We start from the raw sequence: 19,046 nt of genomic DNA on the forward strand, positions 1-19,046 counted from the left end.
CGACTGCGCCGGAAGTGGGGCGAATTATAGACATCCTGAATCTGCCGTCAACCGTTAATTTCGCTTTTCTTTCAATCACTTGCGGATTGGCTAAAAAACAGCCAATCGCAGCTCTATATAGGAAGAAACCGCTGCGCCTCTATATAGAAGGAATGTTTACAGCACCCCAGCCGCCTTTAAATCAGCCACCGCACCCACGCCCATCCCCAACACCCGCTGCAAAACGTCCAGCGTATGCTCGCCCAACAAGGGTGGCGCCCGGCGATACTCGACCGGTGTCTGCGACAAACGAATAGGGCTGGCCACCTGAGGCACCATCCCCGCCAATGCATGCGGCATCTCTATTGCTAATCCACGCGCTTTGACCTGAGGATCTTCGAACACCTGCGACAGATCATTGATCGGCCCGCACGGCACACCCGCCTGCTCCAGCTGAGCAACCCATTCGGCAGTTGTCTTGAACACCGTGGCCTGGCGAATCAAAGGAATCAGCTCCGCTCGGTTCGCCACCCGCAGTTTATTGGTCGCGAACCGCGGATCATCCGCCCACTGCGGTTGCCCCGCCACTTCGGCAAACTTGCGGAACTGCCCGTCATTGCCCACGGTGAGGATGAAATCACCATCAGCCGTAGGAAAATCCTGATAAGGCACGATGTTCGGATGCGCATTGCCCAAGCGTTTCGGTGCATTGCCCGTCGTCAGGTAGTTCATCGCCTGGTTAGCCAGACACGCCACCTGCACATCGAGCAACGCCATATCAATGTGCTGACCACCGCCGTCATGGTCGCGATGTGCCAGTGCTGCGAGAATCGCTACCGTCGAATACAGACCGGTGAGAATATCGGTCAACGCGACACCGACCTTCACCGGTCCGGCGCCTTCATCACCCTCAGGACGCCCGGTCAGGCTCATCAGCCCACCCAAGCCCTGAATCATGAAGTCATAACCCGCGCGCTTGGCATACGGCCCGGTCTGACCAAAACCAGTGATCGAGCAGTAAATCAGATCAGGATTGATCGCCTTCAGCGACTCATAATCCAGACCATAAGCCGCGAGTCCACCGACCTTGAAGTTCTCGATGAGAATGTCCGACTTCGCTGCCAACTCCCGCACCAACTTTTGGCCTTCGGGACGCGTGAAGTCGATGGTCACCGATTGCTTGTTGCGGTTGGCCGACAAGTAGTAAGCCGCTTCCGACGTGTTTTCGCCATAAGCATCTTTAAGGAAGGGCGGCCCCCAGGCGCGCGTATCATCACCATTGCCCGGGCGCTCGACCTTGATCACTTCGGCACCAAGGTCGGCAAGGATCTGCCCGGCCCACGGTCCGGCCAATACTCGCGATAAATCCAGTACCCGCAGATGCGACAGCGCGCCCATGGTCGCTCTCCTGTTAATAGAACGCTTGCAGGCCGGTTTGCGCACGCCCAAGGATCAGCGCGTGAACGTCGTGAGTGCCTTCATAGGTATTCACCACCTCCAGGTTGACCAGATGACGGGCCACGCCGAACTCATCGGAGATGCCGTTACCACCGAGCATGTCGCGCGCCATACGGGCGATATCCAGCGACTTGCCGCACGAGTTGCGCTTCATGATCGAAGTAATCTCGACCGCAGCAGTGCCCTCATCCTTCATACGACCCAGACGCAGGCAACCTTGCAAGGCCAGAGTGATCTCGGTCTGCATGTCGGCCAGTTTCTTCTGGATCAGTTGAGTGGCGGCCAGTGGGCGACCGAACTGCTGACGATCGAGGGTGTACTGACGAGCGGTGTGCCAGCAGAACTCAGCGGCACCCAGCGCGCCCCAGGAAATGCCATAGCGTGCGGAGTTGAGGCAAGTGAACGGCCCTTTCAGACCGCGCACATCCGGGAAGATGTTCTCTTCCGGCACAAAAACGTTGTCCATGACGATTTCACCAGTGATCGATGCGCGCAGACCGACTTTGCCGTGAATCGCCGGAGCGCTCAGGCCTTTCCAGCCTTTTTCCAGCACGAAGCCACGGATGTCGCCGGCATCGTCTTTAGCCCAGACCACAAACACATCGGCGATCGGGCTGTTGGTGATCCACATTTTCGCACCGGTCAGGCTGTAGCCACCATCGACCTTACGTGCACGAGTGATCATCGCGCCCGGGTCGGAACCGTGGTTGGGTTCGGTCAGACCGAAGCAGCCGATCCATTCGCCGGAAGCCAGTTTCGGCAGGTATTTCTGTTTCTGCGCTTCAGTGCCGAACTCGTTGATCGGCACCATCACCAGCGACGACTGCACGCTCATCATCGAGCGGTAGCCGGAGTCGACACGCTCGACTTCACGGGCAATCAGACCGTAGCTGACATAGTTGAGACCGCTACCACCGTACTGCTCAGGAATGGTCGCGCCCAACAGGCCGACTTCGCCCATCTCGCGGAAGATCGCCGGATCGGTTTTCTCATGACGGAAGGCTTCAAGAACACGCGGTGCGAGGCTCTGTTGAGCAAACTGCTCGGCGGTGTCGCGGATCATGCGCTCCTCTTCGGTGAGCTGTTGATCCAGCAACAGGGGATCGATCCAGTTGAAGCTAGCTTTACCGCCCATGAGTGTGTCCTCGCAAATCGGGTGAATTAACGTGGCATTGATCCTAGGCGCGGTTCGTCATCGCGGCAAACGAGGATTTCGCATTCTGTTATGCTAATTTCTCACTCCGAAACGTCGCGAAATGCCTTTTATGCGGCGCATTAGTGAGGTTGACGTACATGCGCAGAAAGATCCCCAGCACCACCGCCCTGATCAGTTTCGAAGCTGCCGCGCGCCACGAGAGCTTTACCCGCGCTGCCGAAGAACTTTCCCTCACCCAAGGCGCCATTTGCCGACAGATCGCCAGCCTTGAGGAGTTCCTCAGCGTGGAACTGTTCCGGCGCTCCCGACGTGGGGTAAAGCTGACCGAAGCGGGACTTTCCTACAGCCGCCGGGTCGCGACGCAACTCGATGCGGTCGAGCGTGACACGCTGTCAGTGATGGGCCAGCAAGGCACCAACGTGATCGAACTGGCGGTGGTGCCGACCTTCGGCACCCAATGGCTACTGCCGCGGCTCAAGGATTTCCAGCTCAAGCACCCGGAAGTCACCGTCAATCTGACCAACCGCACCCGACCCTTTCTGTTTGCCGATACCGAATTCGATGCCGCGATCTACTTCGGCGACGCCGATTGGTCCGGTACCGAATCCCACAGGCTGATGGGCGAGAATCCGATGCCGGTGTGCAGTCCCGCCCTACTCGGCAACAAGACGCATCTGACTGCCGATGAGATTGCCGAGCTACCGCTGCTACAGCAGACCACGCGCCCTTACGCCTGGCGCCAATGGTTCAACTCGCAACACCTGAATATCCCCCGCGACATGACAGGACCGCGCTACGAGCTATTCTCCATGCTGGCCCAGGCAGCCATGCACGAAATGGGCATTGCGCTGATTCCACCGTTCCTGATTCAGCGCGAGCTGGCCGAGAAACGCCTGGTGATTGCCAATCCGCAGGCGCTCTCCAGTATCAAGGCCTACTACCTGATGATTCCCGAGCGAAAGGTCGAATCGGCGTCATTGAAGGCATTTCGCGACTGGCTGGTGACCCAGGCACAGAGCTACAGCCTTGAAGGACAAGGCTTACAGCGACAATTAACCCGGTAGTCAGGAAAATAAAAGCCCTACAGATATAACTATTTGTCGCAATTCCACTTACTGTATCCGAAAGTCGTACAGACGTCCCACAAGCGCCTAAAGACGTGGCTTTGAGCCTTCATGGACGACGCATTACTGTCTATTCACGCCACCAATGAGAAATTTTTCCATATTCGGCCAGAATCCTTACAAGGCAAGGCCTGCAAGGGATTGAGCTGGCCACCTGCGACATTCGGTCACGGGATGACTTGTAGTTAATTTTCCGTCACCCGTCATAATCCCTTGAAGGGCATAAAGTTCGCCTGCAAAATGCCGCGCCCCGCCCTGATTTGGCGGGATCGTGCTGATCGGCCGCCCCAGTCGCACCATCCGTAGTGCATGGGTTTACTCAATAAGATCACGCAGGAGATTTGACGTGCACATTGGTGTTCCTCTCGAAACCCAGACCGGTGAAACACGGGTTGCTGCAACCCCGGAAACCATTAAAAAGCTGATCAGCCAAGGTCATAAGGTCACTGTGCAAACCGGCGCCGGCGTTAAAGCCAGCGTTGTCGACAGTGCCTATGAAGCGGCAGGCGCGACCATTGGCAGTGCCAATGACGCGTTTGGCGCCGAGCTGATTCTCAAAGTGGTCGCGCCAAGCGATGCCGAACTGACGCTGATCAAGCGCGGTGCGGTGCTGGTCGGCATGCTCAACCCGTTCAACAACGAAACCATCGCAAAGATGGCCGAGTGCGGGATTACCGCGTTCGCCCTCGAAGCGGCACCGCGCACCTCGCGCGCGCAGAGTCTCGATGTGTTGTCGTCGCAGGCGAACATTGCCGGCTATAAGGCGGTGTTGCTGGCCGCTCACCATTACCCTCGCTTCATGCCAATGCTGATGACCGCCGCGGGCACCGTGAAAGCGGCGCGCGTGCTGATTCTCGGCGCCGGTGTGGCCGGGTTGCAGGCAATTGCCACGGCGAAACGTCTGGGTGCGGTGATCGAAGCGTCCGACGTACGTCCGGCCGTTAAGGAACAGATCGAATCCCTCGGCGCCAAGTTTGTCGACGTGCCTTACGAGACCGATGAAGAGCGTGAATGCGCCGTCGGTGTCGGCGGTTACGCGCGGCCGATGCCGGCGAGCTGGATGCAGCGTCAGGCGCAGGCAGTGCACGAACGCGCCAAGCAAGCTGACATTGTCATCACCACCGCGCTGATTCCGGGCCGCAAGGCACCGACGCTGTTGAGCGCGGACACCGTGGCGCAGATGAAACCGGGCTCGGTGGTCATCGACCTCGCCGCCGCTCAGGGCGGCAACTGCCCGCTGACCGTGGCCGACCAAGTCGTCGTCGAAAATGGCGTGACCATTTGCGGCCCGACCAACCTGGCCGGTGAAGTCGCAGCAGACGCTTCGGCACTGTACGCGCGCAACCTGCTGGACTTCCTCAAGCTGGTCTTCACCAAAGAAGGCCAATTCGACGTCAACCTCGAAGACGATATCGTCGCCGCGTGCCTGATGTGCCGCGACGGCCAAGTCATCCGCAAAAACGCCTAAGCAGGGATTCAGACGATGGAAGAGCTTATCTCCCCCGGTATCTACAACCTGATCATCTTCGTGCTGGCGATTTATGTCGGTTACCACGTGGTCTGGAACGTTACACCTGCGCTGCACACACCGCTGATGGCGGTGACCAACGCGATCTCGGCGATCGTGATCGTCGGCGCCATGCTCGCGGCCGCACTGACCGTCACGCCGTTGGGCAAAACCATGGGCACCCTCGCCGTGGCGCTGGCTGCGGTCAACGTATTCGGTGGCTTCCTGGTCACCCGCCGCATGCTTGAAATGTTCAAGAAGAAAGCCCCGAAAGCAAAAGAAGAGGCGCCGAAGTAATGAGCATGAATCTCGTCACGACGCTCTACCTGATCGCGTCGATCTGCTTTATCCAGGCCCTCAAAGGTCTGTCGCACCCGACTACCTCGCGACGCGGCAACCTGTTCGGCATGCTTGGCATGGCGCTGGCCATTCTGACCACCGTCGGCCTCATCTATAAGTTGGGCGCTGAGCTGGCGACGGCCGGTATCGGTTACGTGATCGTCGGCCTGCTGGTCGGCGGCACTGCCGGTTCGATCATGGCCAAACGCGTTGAAATGACCAAGATGCCGGAACTGGTTGCCTTCATGCACAGCATGATCGGCCTCGCGGCGGTGTTCATTGCTATCGCTGCGGTGGTTGAGCCGCAATCGTTGGGTATCGTTAAACAGCTGGGCGACTCGATCCCGGCGGGCAACCGTCTGGAGCTGTTCCTCGGCGCTGCGATCGGTGCGATCACCTTCTCCGGTTCGGTGATTGCGTTCGGCAAGCTCTCGGGCAAGTACAAGTTCCGCCTGTTCCAGGGCGCACCGGTACAGTTTGCCGGTCAGCACAAGCTCAACGCGGTGCTGGGCCTGGCGACACTGGTACTCGGCCTGACCTTCATGTTCACCGGCAACCTCACGGCGTTCGCGCTGATGCTGGCGCTGGCGTTCGTGATGGGCGTGCTGATCATCATCCCGATCGGCGGCGCGGACATGCCGGTGGTGGTGTCGATGCTCAACAGCTATTCGGGCTGGGCAGCGGCCGGTATTGGCTTCTCGCTGAACAACTCGATGCTGATCATTGCCGGTTCGCTGGTGGGTTCGAGCGGTGCGATCCTCTCGTACATCATGTGCAAGGCGATGAACCGTTCCTTCTTTAATGTATTGCTCGGCGGCTTCGGCAATACGGCCGATGCAGGCCCTGCCGGTGCGAAAGAAGCACGTCCGGTGAAATCCGGTTCTGCCGATGATGCGACCTTCCTGCTGACCAACGCGGACACCGTGATCATCGTGCCGGGCTACGGCTTGGCGGTTGCACGTGCGCAGCACGCCTTAAAAGAGTTGACCGAGAAGCTGACTCACCGCGGCGTGACCGTGAAGTACGCGATCCACCCGGTAGCCGGCCGTATGCCTGGCCACATGAACGTTCTGCTCGCCGAGGCCGAAGTGCCTTACGACCAGGTGTTTGAGATGGAAGACATCAACTCCGAGTTCGGCCAGGCTGACGTGGTGCTGGTGCTCGGCGCGAACGACGTGGTCAACCCGGCCGCAAAGAACGATCCGAAATCGCCGATTGCCGGCATGCCGATTCTCGAAGCGTTCAAGGCCAAGACCATCATCGTCAACAAGCGCTCGATGGCCAGCGGTTATGCCGGTCTGGACAACGAGCTGTTCTATCTGGACAAGACCATGATGGTGTTCGGCGACGCGAAGAAAGTCATCGAAGACATGGTTAAAGCGGTCGAGTAATTCCCCGCTGCAAGACCAAACGCCCCGACAAGTCGGGGCGTTTTTGTTTGCGCAAAACGTCGGACAATTTGCCGCGTTGTTGCAGATCCGGTAACGGTGTTTTACTTGAAACCCGCTGAATAGAAGCCTCGTTTGCGACCTTGGTAGCGGGACAGGCGCCCGACAAATTCACTAGACTGCGCATCCTGCTACTCGTTGCCCGAGATAATAATCCATGTACCGTGACCGTATTCGCCTGCCTTCGTTGTTGGATAAAGTGATGAGCGCTGCCGACGCCGCCGCTTTGATTGAGGACGGCATGACCGTCGGCATGAGCGGTTTCACCCGCGCCGGCGAAGCCAAAGCCGTTCCCCACGCACTGGCCGAGCGGGCCAAGGTCACACCGCTGAAGATCAGCCTGATGACCGGCGCCAGCCTGGGCAACGACCTCGACAAGCAATTGACCGAAGCCGGCGTACTGTCGCGGCGCATGCCGTTCCAGGTCGACAGCACCTTGCGCAAGGCGATCAACGCCGGCGAAGTCATGTTCATCGACCAGCATCTGTCGGAAACCGTCGAGCAACTGCGCAACCAGCAGCTGAAACTGCCGGACATCGCAGTCATCGAAGCCGTTGCCATCACCGAGCAAGGCCACATCGTGCCGACCACCTCGGTGGGCAACTCGGCGAGCTTTGCAATATTCGCCAAACAAGTGATCGTCGAGATCAACCTGGCGCACAACGCCAACCTCGAAGGCCTGCATGACATCTATATCCCGACTTACCGCCCGACGCGCACGCCGATCCCGCTGGTAAAAGTCGACGACCGCATTGGCAGCACGGCGATTCCGATTCCGCCGGAGAAGATTGTCGCCATCGTTATCACCCAGCAGTCGGATTCGCCGTCCACCGTGTCGACTCCGGATGTCGACACCAACGCCATCGCCGAGCACCTGATCACTTTCTTCAAGCAGGAAGTCGACGCCGGTCGCATGACCAACAAGCTCGGCCCGTTGCAGGCCGGGATCGGTAACATCGCCAATGCGGTGATGTGCGGCCTTATCGATTCGCCGTTCGAAGACCTGACCATGTACTCCGAGGTGCTGCAGGACTCGACGTTCGACCTGATCGATGCGGGCAAGCTGAGCTTTGCCTCGGGCAGCTCGATCACCCTGTCGGAGCGGCGCAACAGCGACGTGTTCGGCAACCTGGAGAAGTACAAGGACAAACTCATACTGCGTCCGCAGGAGATCTCCAACCATCCGGAAGTCGTGCGCCGTCTCGGCATCATTGGCATCAACACAGCGCTGGAGTTTGACATCTACGGCAACGTCAACTCCACGCACGTTTGTGGCACGCGGATGATGAACGGCATCGGTGGTTCCGGCGACTTCGCACGCAACGCGCATTTGGCGGTGTTTGTGACTAAATCAATCGCCAAGGGCGGCGCGATTTCCAGCGTGGTGCCGATGGTCAGCCACGTTGACCATACCGAGCATGACGTCGACATTCTGGTGACCGAAGTGGGTCTGGCCGATTTGCGCGGTCTGGCGCCACGGGAGCGTGCGCGGGTGATCATCGATAACTGTGTGCACCCGGATTTCCGTCAAGCGCTAAATGATTACTTCACCAAGGCCTGTGCAATCGGGGGCCACACCCCGCACATCCTGCGTGAAGCGCTCAGCTGGCACATGAACCTGGAAGAAACCGGGCGCATGCTTGCGGTGTAATTCACCTAGATAAACCGCTGGCGCAAACACAGTTTTGCCCCAGCGGGTTTTGGCACACCTCCAGCCCGACAAAAACTGTACTGCTGTACCGGTCTTTTCCTACAGCAATCACCTACGACTCTGATCAAATTGAGCTGAAATGCACCACTTTAGTGCAGACAGGTACAGTTTGTTCAATTTTGACCCGTACACCCCCTATAAACAGTTAACTGGTCACTCACAATACAGTTGAACTGTATCTAGAGAGACTAGGCAAACGAGAGGATCATGGGCACCAGTCAAACCACTACCTGATCCCGCCACAAGCGGAAGGATGTCAACCATGGAACGTACACTCAGTTCCGAACTGTTCTTCGAAGACAAAGCTGCAAAAACCCAGGCTTCCCTGCCTCTGCGCGTTATCGCCAACCTGATGTTGTGGCAGCGCCGCATCTCCAGCCGCCATCAACTGGCTCGCCTGGATTCGCGTCTGCTGGCTGACGCCGGTATCAGCGAAGCACAACGCTACGAAGAGCTGAGCAAGCCGTTCTGGCGCTAAGTAGCGTCGCTGGCTCTGGTCGTTAGACCCACCGCCAGCACCCCGAATTGAACAAAACAAAACCCGTCGTGGGAAACCACGACGGGTTTTGTCGTTTTGAGGCCTGGATACCTCAATACAGCCACCTGGATTGGCGACCAGTACAGTTAAAGCAAAACAAGATCTGAACAAGTACAATTTTACTCTGCTGTACCTGCCTCTTCTTCTGTCACAGGTTCAACATGACCTTCCGCCTTCATCGGCAAAAAGGAATACGTCATGAATGACTTACAGGATGTTTCAGGAAACTTCAGCCAACCCTACCCTCGCTCAAATCCTCTGCGTCGCCTGTTTCGAGGGCTTCGAGGTAGCCTGGAGAGAGCCAGAACCCGGCGTTTACTGGCTCAACTACCGAGTCGGGATCTCGCCGATCTGGGCCTCAGCCACGCCGATCGCCTCAATGAACTGGAGAAACCGTTCTGGCGCTAGCATTCTGCCCACTGTGCGAACCTTGCAAAGCCGGCCTAATATCCACGCAGAACGTGGCGAATGCTGTGTCACTGGCGTCTGACTCCTCAGATACCGAGCCACCTCTCTCTACGGTTTATCCACAGGAGTTACACCATGTCCCGTCTTCGTCTGCTCAGCGCTGCCGCCCTGCTGGCCGTGGCTGCCAACGCCAGCGCCACCAGCTTCATCGTCACCACCGACGCCGTTGTCGGTGCACTGAAGTCCTCGTCCGATGCCACATCCGACGTCACCTCGTCGTTCCGCGACGACAAAATCGTCCTTGCCGCCCGTGACGACGCTGCCAGCTTCGTGGCCAGCGAAGGCGAAATCCGTGGGGTGAAGCTGGAAAGTGCACTGGATCACATCCGTCATCAGGCGCCACAGCTGCAAGCCACTGACGCACAGCTGGCTCAGGCTATCCTGACGATCTAAACGATCGCAGCCTTGCGGGACACGCCCGGCGTGTCCCGATGTTTCGGCGCTGGCTCTGGCCCGGGCATTGCGCTAGCCTTTGCGCTCGCCAACAATTAACGAGTCCAATGCGCTTTCTTCCAAATCTACTGTTTCCTTCCTTATTGTTTAGCGCCTGCTGGGCGACGTCGGTCGATGCCTTTGATGCTTTCAATGCGTCGACGCAGGGCACTGTGGTCAGCGGCTACGCCACCAGCATGGTGTCTTCCGCGCCTTTCGACCGTAAACTGCTGCTTGCCGCTCACGATGATGCAGCAGCGTTTGTTGCCAGCGACGGCGAATGGCGAGGTGCTCGTCTGGAATCCGCGCTGCATTACCTGCGCAAGACCCGGCCGAAACTTCATGTCAGTGACCTTGAACTGGCAGAGGCAATTCTCGTCCAATAGTTATCCTGTACCCCTGTTATCCTTGCCCTTCCGGAGTCGTTCCATGCGTAGCCCGCTGATTGCTGCCGCCCTTGGCCTGTTTTTGTTGGCCGACGTGGCCCAGGCGCACACCCTGGTAGCCACCAGTAACATCATCGTTCGTGCCTCCCAGCGCACCATCGATTTCACTTCCGACACCACCACTTCGATTCGCGATTCGAAAATCATCCGCGAAGCCCATGACGACGCCGCCAGTTTCGTCGCCACCAACGGTGATATCCGTGGCGCGCATCTGGAAGCTGCGCTCGACACCTTGCGTGCTCGCGTGCCGGAAGCGCGCGACGCCAGTGATCAGGTACTCGCCGAAGCCATCCTCGCACTGTGAAGTCACTCGGCACCTGGCTGCTGGCCGGGGCGTTGTTGTTGCTTGGCAACAGCGCCCACGCTGGCCTGCAACTGCGGCTCAAGACCGACGGTCTGAGCCCTGCCCAACAACAGGCCAGCCAGGCGCTGATCGATGAGGCGATGCAAAAGCTGCCGCCAAGCTTCATCGAACGGCTGGATCGACGCATCGATGTCGGCTGGACCGACGACATGCCCGCCAACGCCTATGGCCAGGCCACGCTGGTCGCCGAACTTGATCTGAATCGCAAACTGCTTGCGAGTCTTACTGACGGCAGCGCAGCCAAAGAAAAAACCAATCGCCCCCACGGCACTGTGCGCCAGGAACTGCTCGCCACGGTGTTGCACGAAATCACCCACATTTATGATCGCGCGCGCCTATGGCCGAGTGCCGAGCGCACGCTGATCCAGCGTTGCAGCCGACGCTTCAACAGCGCCGGGTTGATCGGCATTCCTGATGAGTGTCGCGGCCAGAACGGCCGGCGTTTCACCCTCAGCGACGACCCGCGCCTGCTCGATCTCGCGGGTTGGCAGCAATACGTCGGCCGCCGTGGTGAGCGCGAACAGCACAACCGACAGATCGCGCGCAGCCCGGATCTGTACGAAATCTCCAGCCCGAAGGAGTTCGTCGCGGTCAACATGGAGTATTTCCTCCTCGACCCGAGCTACGCCTGCCGCCGCCCGGCGCTGTATCGTTATTTCCAGCAACACTTCGGCTGGGCGCCGCCGGCCAAGGACACCTGCAGCAAGACCTTCTCGTTCCTCAACGCCGGCAACGACTTCGCCAAGCAACCCTTGGGGCAAGTCGATCCGGAACGGGTCTATGCCGTCGATTACTTGCTCGCCGAGGCCAATCAGAACTGGGTCAGCCGCTGGGGCCACAGCATGTTGCGCCTGGTGATCTGCGCACCGGGTCGCCCACGGGGTCCGGACTGCCGGCTCGACCTCGATCAGCACCTGGTGCTGTCCTACCGCGCCTTTGTCGGCGACGTGCAGCTGTCGAGTTGGGACGGTCTGGTCGGCAAATACCCGTCACGCCTGTTCGTCCTGCCCTTGGCGCAGGTGATCGACGAATACACCAAGACCGAACTGCGCAGCCTCGCCTCGGTGCCGCTGAATCTTTCACGCGACGAGATCGAAGGCGTGGTCGAACACGCTGCCGAAATGCACTGGAGCTACGACGGCAACTACTTCTTCCTTTCCAACAACTGCGCCGTGGAAGGTCTGAAACTGTTGCGCAGCGGCAGCAATAACGCGCAGCTCACCGGCCTCGACAGCATCATGCCCAACGGCTTGCTGGAAGTGCTCAAGGGACGCGGTCTCGCCGATACCAGCGTATTGGATGATCCGAAAGAAGCACTGCGTCTGGGTTACCGCTTCGACTCGTTCCGCGATCGCTATCAAGCGATGTTCGATGTATTGAAGAAGCAATTGCCGATCAAACAGAACACCGTTGAGGAATGGCTTTCGCTGACAGCCGAAGAGCGTCGCGAGTGGTTCGAACGTGCCGACTTGCGTACCAGCGCCGCACTGCTGCTGTTGGAGCAGGCCAGTTATCGACGCCAATTGCTACTGGCTCAGGATGAGGTCAAGCAGCGTTACCTCGGCGCGCGCGAGCTGGACAACGGCGGCATGGACAAGGCCAACGCGACCTTGCAGGAAATTCTCGCCAACAGCGGCTTCCTCAGTCGTCCGGCGGAATTGCTCGATTCCAAGGGTTACGGATTGCCGCAGCCGACCGAGTTCAGTCGACTCGAGGCGGAGAGCAGTCAGCGGCAGAAGAAGCTGCTGGCGCTGTCCGGTGATCTGGATGCAGAAGTGCGCAAATTGCTGGAACCGAAGCGGGCCGCGGAGATTGCGGCCAGTGAGGAGAATGTGAAGCAGATCGGCGCGCATCTGCGCAAACTGCACAAGGCCTCCGGCGGATTGGAGTTGCCCTGAAAAAAAGACCGCAGCCAGTGGCTGCGGTCTTTTTTATTGCCTGCAGATCAGTACAAAACCCCATCGAGAATTTCGTAGACGATCCCGGTGCCCACCGCGATCAGCACGATGTCACCCCCCGCCCGGCGCCATTCGTAACCCGGATACACCGGCAAACGACCTAACGCCCGATTATCCAGACGCTCGCCGTAATAGCCGTGCGGCAACGGCCGGCCACGCTCCAGATGAATCCCCGGCGGTGGCGGTGCACCGCGGACAAAGTAGCCATGATTATCACGAATGGTCTGACGTACCGGCCCGAAGTCGCGAGGCGGTGGGCCGCCACGGTGATCATTCTGCGGGCCACGGTGGTCGTCGCCGTGATTGTCGCCGCGGTTATCGAAATGGCCCTGCTGCGGGCCGCCGTGGTCGTGATCATCGCGCGGATCGGCGCTGGCCAGCAGCGGTGTCGCACTGATCATCAGTACGCCCAGTCCGGTAATCAGACGTTTCGGCATTTTCATCGGGTCTTTCCTCACGGCACAAACAGCAAAAAGGGATTCAGAACGTGGTTCTGAATCCCTCGGTCTTACTCGATTAGTCTGTGCCGCGAGGCGCTAATTCCTCTGTATCAGGAACTTTACCTTCAACTGACGCGGGCCTTACGCACACCTTCGGAGAGTGCCGAGCACAGGCTCAACACGCCGTCGATGGCCTGGTCGGGTGTGGTCGCGTTGGCGATGTGATCGATCAATGCCGAGCCCACCACCACACCGTCGGCCAGGCGCGCGATGGACGCCGCCTGCTCTGGTGTACGGATACCGAAACCGATGCTGATCGGCAGATCGGTATGACGACGCAGACGGGTCACCGCCTCTTCAACGTGCTCCAGCGTCGCCGCGCCGGCACCAGTGACACCCGCCACCGACACGTAGTAAACAAAACCGGAGCTGCCATTGAGTACCTTCGGCAGACGCGCATCGTCGGTGGTCGGCGTGGTCAGACGGATGAAGTCCAGACCGGCGGCCTGCGCCGGGTCGCACAGCTCGGCGTTGTGCTCAGGCGGCATGTCGACCACGATCAGGCCATCGACGCCGGCCTCTTTCGCCTCGGCGATGAAGCGCTCAACGCCGTACATGTGGATCGGGTTGAAGTAGCCCATCAGCACCAGCGGGGTGTCGCTGTTGCCTTCACGGAATTCGCGAACCATTTGCAGGGTTTTCACCAGGTTCTGCTTGGCGCCCAAGGCACGGATGTTCGCCAGTTGAATCGCCGGGCCGTCGGCCATCGGGTCGGTGAACGGCATGCCCAACTCGATCACGTCGGCGCCAGCACCCGGCAAGCCTTTGAGGATCGCCAGTGAAGTGTCGTAGTCCGGATCACCGGCGGTGACAAAAGTCACCAGCGCGGCGCGGTTCTGTTCCTTGAGGTCGGCAAAACGGGTTTGCAGGCGGCTCATCAGTGTTTCTCCTGCTGGGACTGTTCCATATGGTGCATGACGGTCTGCATGTCTTTGTCGCCACGGCCGGAGAGGTTGACCACCATCAGGTGATCCTTCGGCAGCTTCGGTGCACGTTTGAACACTTCGGCGAGGGCGTGGGCGCTTTCCAGAGCAGGAATAATGCCTTCCAGGCGGCAGCACTTGTGGAACGCATCCAGCGCTTCGTCGTCAGTCACCGAGGTGTACTGAACGCGGCCGATGTCATGCAACCAGGCGTGTTCCGGGCCGATGCCTGGGTAGTCGAGGCCGGCGGAAATCGAGTGGGCGTCGATGATCTGGCCATCGTCGTCCTGCAGCAGGAAGGTGCGGTTGCCGTGCAATACACCCGGAACGCCACCATTCAGGCTCGCCGCGTGCTTGCCGGTTTCGATGCCGTAACCGGCAGCTTCGACGCCGATGATCTCAACGCTCTTGTCGTCGAGGAACGGGTGGAACAGGCCCATCGCATTGGAGCCACCACCGATGCACGCCACCAGGCTGTCCGGCAGACGACCTTCCTGCGCTTGCAACTGATCGCGGGTTTCCTTGCCGATCACGGCCTGGAAGTCGCGAACCATTGCCGGGTAAGGGTGCGGGCCGGCCACGGTGCCGATCAGGTAGAACGTGTTGTCGACGTTGGTCACCCAGTCACGCAGCGCTTCGTTCATCGCATCTTTCAGGGTGCCGGTGCCGGCCACGACCGGAATCACTTCAGCGCCCAGCAGCTTCATGCGGAAGACGTTGGCCTGCTGACGTTCGATATCAGTGGTGCCCATGTAGATCACGCAATCCAGACCGAAACGCGCAGCGACGGTGGCAGTGGCCACGCCGTGCATGCCGGCGCCGGTCTCGGCGATGATGCGTTTCTTGCCCATGCGCCGCGCCAGCAGGATCTGGCCGATGCAGTTGTTGATCTTGTGCGCGCCGGTGTGGTTCAGCTCTTCGCGCTTGAGGTAGATCTTCGCGCCGCCGCAGAACTCGGTCAGGCGTTCGGCGAAATACAACGGGCTCGGACGTCCGACGTAGTCACGCTGGAAGTAGGCCAATTCTTCTTTGAACGCCGGATCTTCCTTGGCCGCTTCGTATTCGCGGGCCAGATCGAGGATCAACGGCATCAGGGTTTCTGCCACGTAGCGGCCACCGAACGAGCCGAACAGGCCGTTGGCGTCAGGGCCATTACGCAGATCAGAGGTGTTCGAAGTCTGGGTCATGAGTCGCTCCAGGTTAATTCGGGTGAGAAGACAATGACGACCACTCTACCCCTGACCTTCTAAGCTGAAAACCGATAAGATCGCCACAACCTGTCAGGAAAACTCACAGATACCATGAGCCACGACCTTCCTCCGCTGAACGCCTTGCGCGCGTTCGAAGCAACCGCCCGAATGAACAGCGTCAGTCAGGCCGCCGAACAATTGCACGTCACCCATGGCGCAGTCAGTCGTCAGCTCAAGGTGCTGGAAGAGCACTTGGGCGTCAGTCTGTTCGTCAAGGATGGTCGCGGCTTGAAACTCACAGATGCCGGTGTGCGTTTACGCGATGCCAGCGGCGACGCGTTTGACCGGTTGCGCAGTGTTTGCGCGGAGCTGACGCAGAGTACCGCCGATGCGCCGTTCGTCTTGGGATGCTCTGGAAGCCTGTTGGCGCGCTGGTTTATTCCGCGTCTGGGGCGATTGAATGCTGATCTCCCGGACTTGCGCCTACACCTGTCAGCCGGTGAAGGCGATCTCGACCCTCGCCGTCCGGGACTGGACGCTTTACTGCTGTTCGCCGAACCACCGTGGCCGGCGGACATGCAGGTCTATGAGCTGGCGGCAGAACGCATCGGTCCGGTCATGAGTCCGCTGTTCAGCGGCTATCAACGTCTGCAAACCGCGCCAGCCTCGGCCCTGCTAAACGAACCCTTGCTGCACACCACTTCGCGCCCGCAAGCCTGGCCAAGCTGGGCACAACAGAACCACCTCGACGCCAAAGCGCTGAAGTCAGGACAGGGTTTCGAGCATTTGTATTACTTGCTGGAAGCAGCAGTGGCAGGTCTTGGCGTGGCCATCGCGCCGGAGCCGCTGGTGACGGAAGATTTGAAGGCTGGTCGCCTGGTTGCGCCATGGGGCTTCTGTGAAACCCCGGCGCAACTGGCGTTGTGGCTACCCAAGCGCGCCGCGGACGGGCGCGCCCGGCAACTGGCGCAATGGCTCAAGAACGAGCTGCGCCAGAGCGATCACTCGCCGCGCTTGAACAGCAAGTAAGCCGCAAGCAGACCGATCGCACCGACCGCCACACCGGCCGTCGTCCACGGGTGTTCCTGGGCGTAATCACGGGTGGCGATCCCGGTTTCGCGGGTTTTCACTTTGACCTCTTCATAGGCATCACTGAGCAGGTGGCGCGAGTGTTTCAGCGCACTTTCGGCATTGCTTTTCAGCGCCTTGAGGGTCTTGCGCGACTCGTCCGAAGCGTCGTCCTTCAAGCTTTCCAACGATTTGAGCAGACTCTCGATCTCGGCTTCCATGCTTTGCAACGAGGCTTTACGTAAAGAGGTGTTGGCCATGGTGGCTCTCCTGCATTGGTAATGAGTGACGTGTGTTGGTTGGGACTTCAGCGGTTTGAGAAAGTGCAGAAAATCTGAACTTCGCCTGCTCAGCGCCGCCGAAATCAACAGTGCAGATTCACTGCTAGTCTCAATTCCACACGCCTAGGAGATCGTTATGAGTGACCATCACACGTACAAGAAAGTCGAGCTGGTCGGTTCGTCCACCAGCAGCATCGAAGACGCCGTCAACAACGCAATTGCTGAAGCAAACAAGACCATTCGCAACCTGGAATGGTTTGAAGTCACCGAGACCCGTGGCCATATCAAGGACGGCAAGGCAGCGCACTTTCAGGTGACGTTGAAAGTCGGCTTCAAGATTGCCAGCAGCTGAGTTTGGTCTAGTCTTCTGAACTTGCGCGCTGGCCGAGTGCCATAGGAATGGCAAAGCGCTACAGGGTGGGTGCATCGGGTCGACGCTCGATGCCCGCCTCTTTTAATCCGACCAGGGAGTGCGACCGATGAAGAAGTTCATGTTGGCAGTAGGTTTGTTGAGCCTTGCGGGTGGTGCGTTTGCTGCCGGCAAGCCATGTGAAGAGCTGAAAAGCGAGATTGCGGCGAAGCTGGATGCCAAGGGCGTTTCCGGGTATTCGCTGGAGATTGTCGATAAGGGTGCAGCGGCCGACGGCAAAGTCGTCGGTACCTGCGAAGGCGGCGACAAGGAAATCGTCTACAAGCGCGGGTGATCGCGCCTGAAATGCAAAAGCCGACGTGGATGCGTCGGCTTTTTTGTGTCCGGGATTTGAGATTTTTGGTGGGCTTGAAGTCGCCCCCCTCACCCCAGCCCTCTCCCCCGTGGGGCCGAGGGGGAAAGGGAGCCAATCGGGGGGTTGTTCAGGACCTGAGTTCGGCTGAATATTTCAGGTCGGCGTACCTCGAACATTCAACCCGGTCAGTCCCCTCTCCCTCCGCGAGAGGGTTAGGGTGAGGGGCTTTTCAGCCCTTCATGACCTGCGCCAACAATTCGTACGAATGCACACGATCAGCGTGTTCATACAAATCACAGGTGAAAATCAGCTCATCGGCCTGTGTCTGCTCGACCAGCACTTCAAGTTTGGCGCGGATCTTCTGGGGGCTACCGACCATCGCCAGACCGAGGAAATCACCCACCGCCTCACGTTCATGGGGCAGCCACAAGCCGTCCATGGTTTTCACCGGCGGACGCTGCACCAGGCTCTGTCCACGCATCAACGCCAGAATGCGCTGGTACACCGACGTCGCCAGATAATCGGCTTGTTCATCGGTATCCGCCGCCACCAGCGGCACACCCAGCATCACGTACGGCTTGTCGAGCACCGCCGACGGTTTGAAGTGATTGCGATAGACGCGAATTGCCTCGTGCATGAAGCGTGGGGCAAAGTGCGAGGCGAAGGCGTAGGGCAAACCGCGTTCTCCGGCCAACTGAGCGCTGAACAGGCTGGAGCCGAGCAGCCAGATCGGCACATTGGTGCCGGTGCCCGGCATCGCGATCACGCGCTGATCCGGGGTACGCGGCCCAAGGAAGCGTGCCAGTTCGGCGACGTCTTCGGGGAAATCATCAGCGCTGCCCGAACGCTCACGGCGCAAGGCGCGGGCGGTCATCTGATCGGAGCCCGGCGCACGGCCCAGGCCGAGATCGATCCGTCCCGGATAGAGACTTTCGAGGGTGCCGAACTGCTCGGCAATCACCAGCGGCGCATGGTTGGGCAGCATCACCCCGCCGGAGCCGACACGAATGGTCGACGTCCCGCCCGCCAGATACCCAAGCAACACCGAGGTGGCGGAGCTGGCGATGCCATCCATGTTGTGGTGTTCGGCCACCCAGAACCGCGTGTAGCCCAGTTTTTCGACATGCTGCGCCAGGTCCAGCGAGTTGCGCAGCGACTGCGCCGGGCTGCCGTTTTCGCGCACCGGTACCAGATCGAGGGTGGAAAATTTTACATCGGACAGTTGCTTCATAAACCTGCGTCTCCGAGTGAGGAGGCAGGTTTTTCTTGCGAACGAAAACCTGCCGAATCCATAAGCGTGTTTTGTGCAATGAGGGCATATACCCGAGTTTCAATAGCAGCGAGGAAATTTCCTACTAAAAAAGTCAACGATTCAGCCGGGCTGAACTTTGTTCCGGCGTCTATCCTCAGAAGCCTTGCAAGCAAAAACCA

At 59.2% G+C, this 19,046-nt stretch carries 21 protein-coding genes; 14 read left to right on the top strand and 7 right to left on the bottom strand.

Annotated features, from left to right (window positions below; genetic code table 11):
• Positions 1–156: 156 nt before the first annotated feature.
• Together M9827_RS10985 and M9827_RS10990 are read right to left on the bottom strand one after the other, a co-directional pair.
• A complete protein-coding gene (locus M9827_RS10985) occupies positions 157–1,377 on the bottom strand; it encodes a CaiB/BaiF CoA transferase family protein (RefSeq protein WP_250605482.1) in 1,221 nt (406 codons plus the stop codon).
• 13 nt (positions 1,378–1,390) lie between these two features.
• Positions 1,391–2,572 carry an acyl-CoA dehydrogenase gene (locus tag M9827_RS10990; protein WP_007953903.1) on the bottom strand — a complete coding sequence of 394 codons (1,182 nt, stop codon included), beginning with the start codon at positions 2,570–2,572 and terminating at the stop codon, positions 1,391–1,393.
• Between the two features lie 158 nt (positions 2,573–2,730).
• Here M9827_RS10990 and M9827_RS10995 point away from each other — a divergent pair, with 158 nt between their 5' ends.
• The 11 genes from M9827_RS10995 (at position 2,731) to M9827_RS11045 (ending at position 12,868) form a co-directional block, all read left to right on the top strand.
• Positions 2,731–3,657, top strand: a complete 927-nt coding sequence (locus M9827_RS10995; protein WP_250605483.1) for a LysR family transcriptional regulator — start codon at positions 2,731–2,733, stop codon at positions 3,655–3,657.
• Positions 3,658–4,063: 406 nt separating this feature from the next.
• Positions 4,064–5,185: a Re/Si-specific NAD(P)(+) transhydrogenase subunit alpha gene (locus M9827_RS11000; protein WP_250605484.1), complete on the top strand. Its 1,122-nt coding sequence runs from the start codon at positions 4,064–4,066 to the stop codon at positions 5,183–5,185.
• Positions 5,186–5,200: 15 nt separating this feature from the next.
• Positions 5,201–5,521 carry an NAD(P) transhydrogenase subunit alpha part 2 gene (locus M9827_RS11005; protein WP_003220416.1) on the top strand — a complete coding sequence of 107 codons (321 nt, stop codon included), beginning with the start codon at positions 5,201–5,203 and terminating at the stop codon, positions 5,519–5,521.
• On the top strand, positions 5,521–6,954 hold the full coding sequence (locus tag M9827_RS11010) for an NAD(P)(+) transhydrogenase (Re/Si-specific) subunit beta (protein ID WP_250605485.1): 1,434 nt from the start codon (positions 5,521–5,523) through the stop codon (positions 6,952–6,954). The genes M9827_RS11005 and M9827_RS11010 overlap by 1 nt, the downstream gene beginning before the upstream one ends.
• Before the next feature lie 214 nt (positions 6,955–7,168).
• Positions 7,169–8,662, top strand: coding sequence for a succinyl-CoA:acetate CoA-transferase ScpC (gene scpC, locus M9827_RS11015; RefSeq protein WP_250605486.1), 1,494 nt, complete (start codon positions 7,169–7,171; stop codon positions 8,660–8,662).
• A 322-nt stretch (positions 8,663–8,984) separates the two neighbouring features.
• The gene (locus M9827_RS11020; RefSeq protein ID WP_003220409.1) at positions 8,985–9,200 is read left to right on the top strand and encodes a DUF1127 domain-containing protein; all 216 of its coding nucleotides are present in this window, start codon (positions 8,985–8,987) and stop codon (positions 9,198–9,200) included.
• Positions 9,201–9,458: 258 nt separating this feature from the next.
• Positions 9,459–9,668 (top strand): DUF1127 domain-containing protein, encoded by a 210-nt coding sequence (locus M9827_RS11025; protein ID WP_250605487.1) that lies wholly within the window; start codon positions 9,459–9,461, stop codon positions 9,666–9,668.
• 135 nt (positions 9,669–9,803) lie between these two features.
• A complete protein-coding gene (locus tag M9827_RS11030) occupies positions 9,804–10,121 on the top strand; it encodes a DUF2388 domain-containing protein (protein ID WP_007911658.1) in 318 nt (105 codons plus the stop codon).
• A gap of 107 nt (positions 10,122–10,228) precedes the next feature.
• On the top strand, positions 10,229–10,546 hold the full coding sequence (locus M9827_RS11035; RefSeq protein WP_250605488.1) for a DUF2388 domain-containing protein: 318 nt from the start codon (positions 10,229–10,231) through the stop codon (positions 10,544–10,546).
• Positions 10,547–10,589: 43 nt separating this feature from the next.
• Positions 10,590–10,910, top strand: a complete 321-nt coding sequence (locus tag M9827_RS11040) for a DUF2388 domain-containing protein (RefSeq protein WP_250605489.1) — start codon at positions 10,590–10,592, stop codon at positions 10,908–10,910.
• On the top strand, positions 10,907–12,868 hold the full coding sequence (locus tag M9827_RS11045; protein ID WP_250605490.1) for a DUF7844 domain-containing protein: 1,962 nt from the start codon (positions 10,907–10,909) through the stop codon (positions 12,866–12,868). Before M9827_RS11040 ends, M9827_RS11045 begins: the two co-directional genes overlap by 4 nt.
• A gap of 47 nt (positions 12,869–12,915) precedes the next feature.
• On the opposite strand, the gene M9827_RS11050 is transcribed toward M9827_RS11045, so the two are convergent.
• The 3 genes from M9827_RS11050 to trpB all read right to left on the bottom strand — a co-directional run bounded on the left by M9827_RS11050 (position 12,916) and on the right by trpB (position 15,538).
• Positions 12,916–13,371, bottom strand: a complete 456-nt coding sequence (locus M9827_RS11050; protein WP_250605491.1) for an anti-virulence regulator CigR family protein — start codon at positions 13,369–13,371, stop codon at positions 12,916–12,918.
• A gap of 122 nt (positions 13,372–13,493) precedes the next feature.
• A complete protein-coding gene (gene trpA / locus M9827_RS11055) occupies positions 13,494–14,306 on the bottom strand; it encodes a tryptophan synthase subunit alpha (protein WP_250605492.1) in 813 nt (270 codons plus the stop codon).
• Positions 14,306–15,538, bottom strand: coding sequence for a tryptophan synthase subunit beta (gene trpB, locus M9827_RS11060; RefSeq protein ID WP_123455086.1), 1,233 nt, complete (start codon positions 15,536–15,538; stop codon positions 14,306–14,308). The genes trpA and trpB overlap by 1 nt, the downstream gene beginning before the upstream one ends.
• 114 nt (positions 15,539–15,652) lie before the next feature.
• On the opposite strand from trpB, the gene M9827_RS11065 reads away from it, so the two are divergent.
• Positions 15,653–16,570, top strand: coding sequence for a LysR family transcriptional regulator (locus M9827_RS11065; RefSeq protein ID WP_250605493.1), 918 nt, complete (start codon positions 15,653–15,655; stop codon positions 16,568–16,570).
• Here M9827_RS11065 and M9827_RS11070 read toward each other — a convergent pair.
• Positions 16,543–16,869 (bottom strand): ElaB/YgaM/YqjD family protein, encoded by a 327-nt coding sequence (locus M9827_RS11070; protein WP_007911686.1) that lies wholly within the window; start codon positions 16,867–16,869, stop codon positions 16,543–16,545. The two genes, M9827_RS11065 and M9827_RS11070, sit on opposite strands and share 28 nt — an antisense overlap.
• Positions 16,870–17,026: 157 nt before the next feature.
• On the opposite strand from M9827_RS11070, the gene M9827_RS11075 reads away from it, so the two are divergent.
• On the top strand, positions 17,027–17,242 hold the full coding sequence (locus tag M9827_RS11075; RefSeq protein WP_250605494.1) for a dodecin: 216 nt from the start codon (positions 17,027–17,029) through the stop codon (positions 17,240–17,242).
• Positions 17,243–17,369: 127 nt separating this feature from the next.
• Entirely contained in the window at positions 17,370–17,594 is a 225-nt protein-coding gene (locus M9827_RS11080; protein WP_250605495.1) for a DUF1161 domain-containing protein, read from the top strand.
• 250 nt (positions 17,595–17,844) lie between these two features.
• On the opposite strand, the gene M9827_RS11085 is transcribed toward M9827_RS11080, so the two are convergent.
• Positions 17,845–18,846 (bottom strand): LLM class flavin-dependent oxidoreductase, encoded by a 1,002-nt coding sequence (locus M9827_RS11085; RefSeq protein ID WP_250605496.1) that lies wholly within the window; start codon positions 18,844–18,846, stop codon positions 17,845–17,847.
• Positions 18,847–19,046 lie beyond the last annotated feature (200 nt).

Origin of the sequence: Pseudomonas sp. AKS31 (genome assembly GCF_023634765.1) — a bacterium.
Classification (GTDB): Bacteria; Pseudomonadota; Gammaproteobacteria; order Pseudomonadales; family Pseudomonadaceae; genus Aquipseudomonas.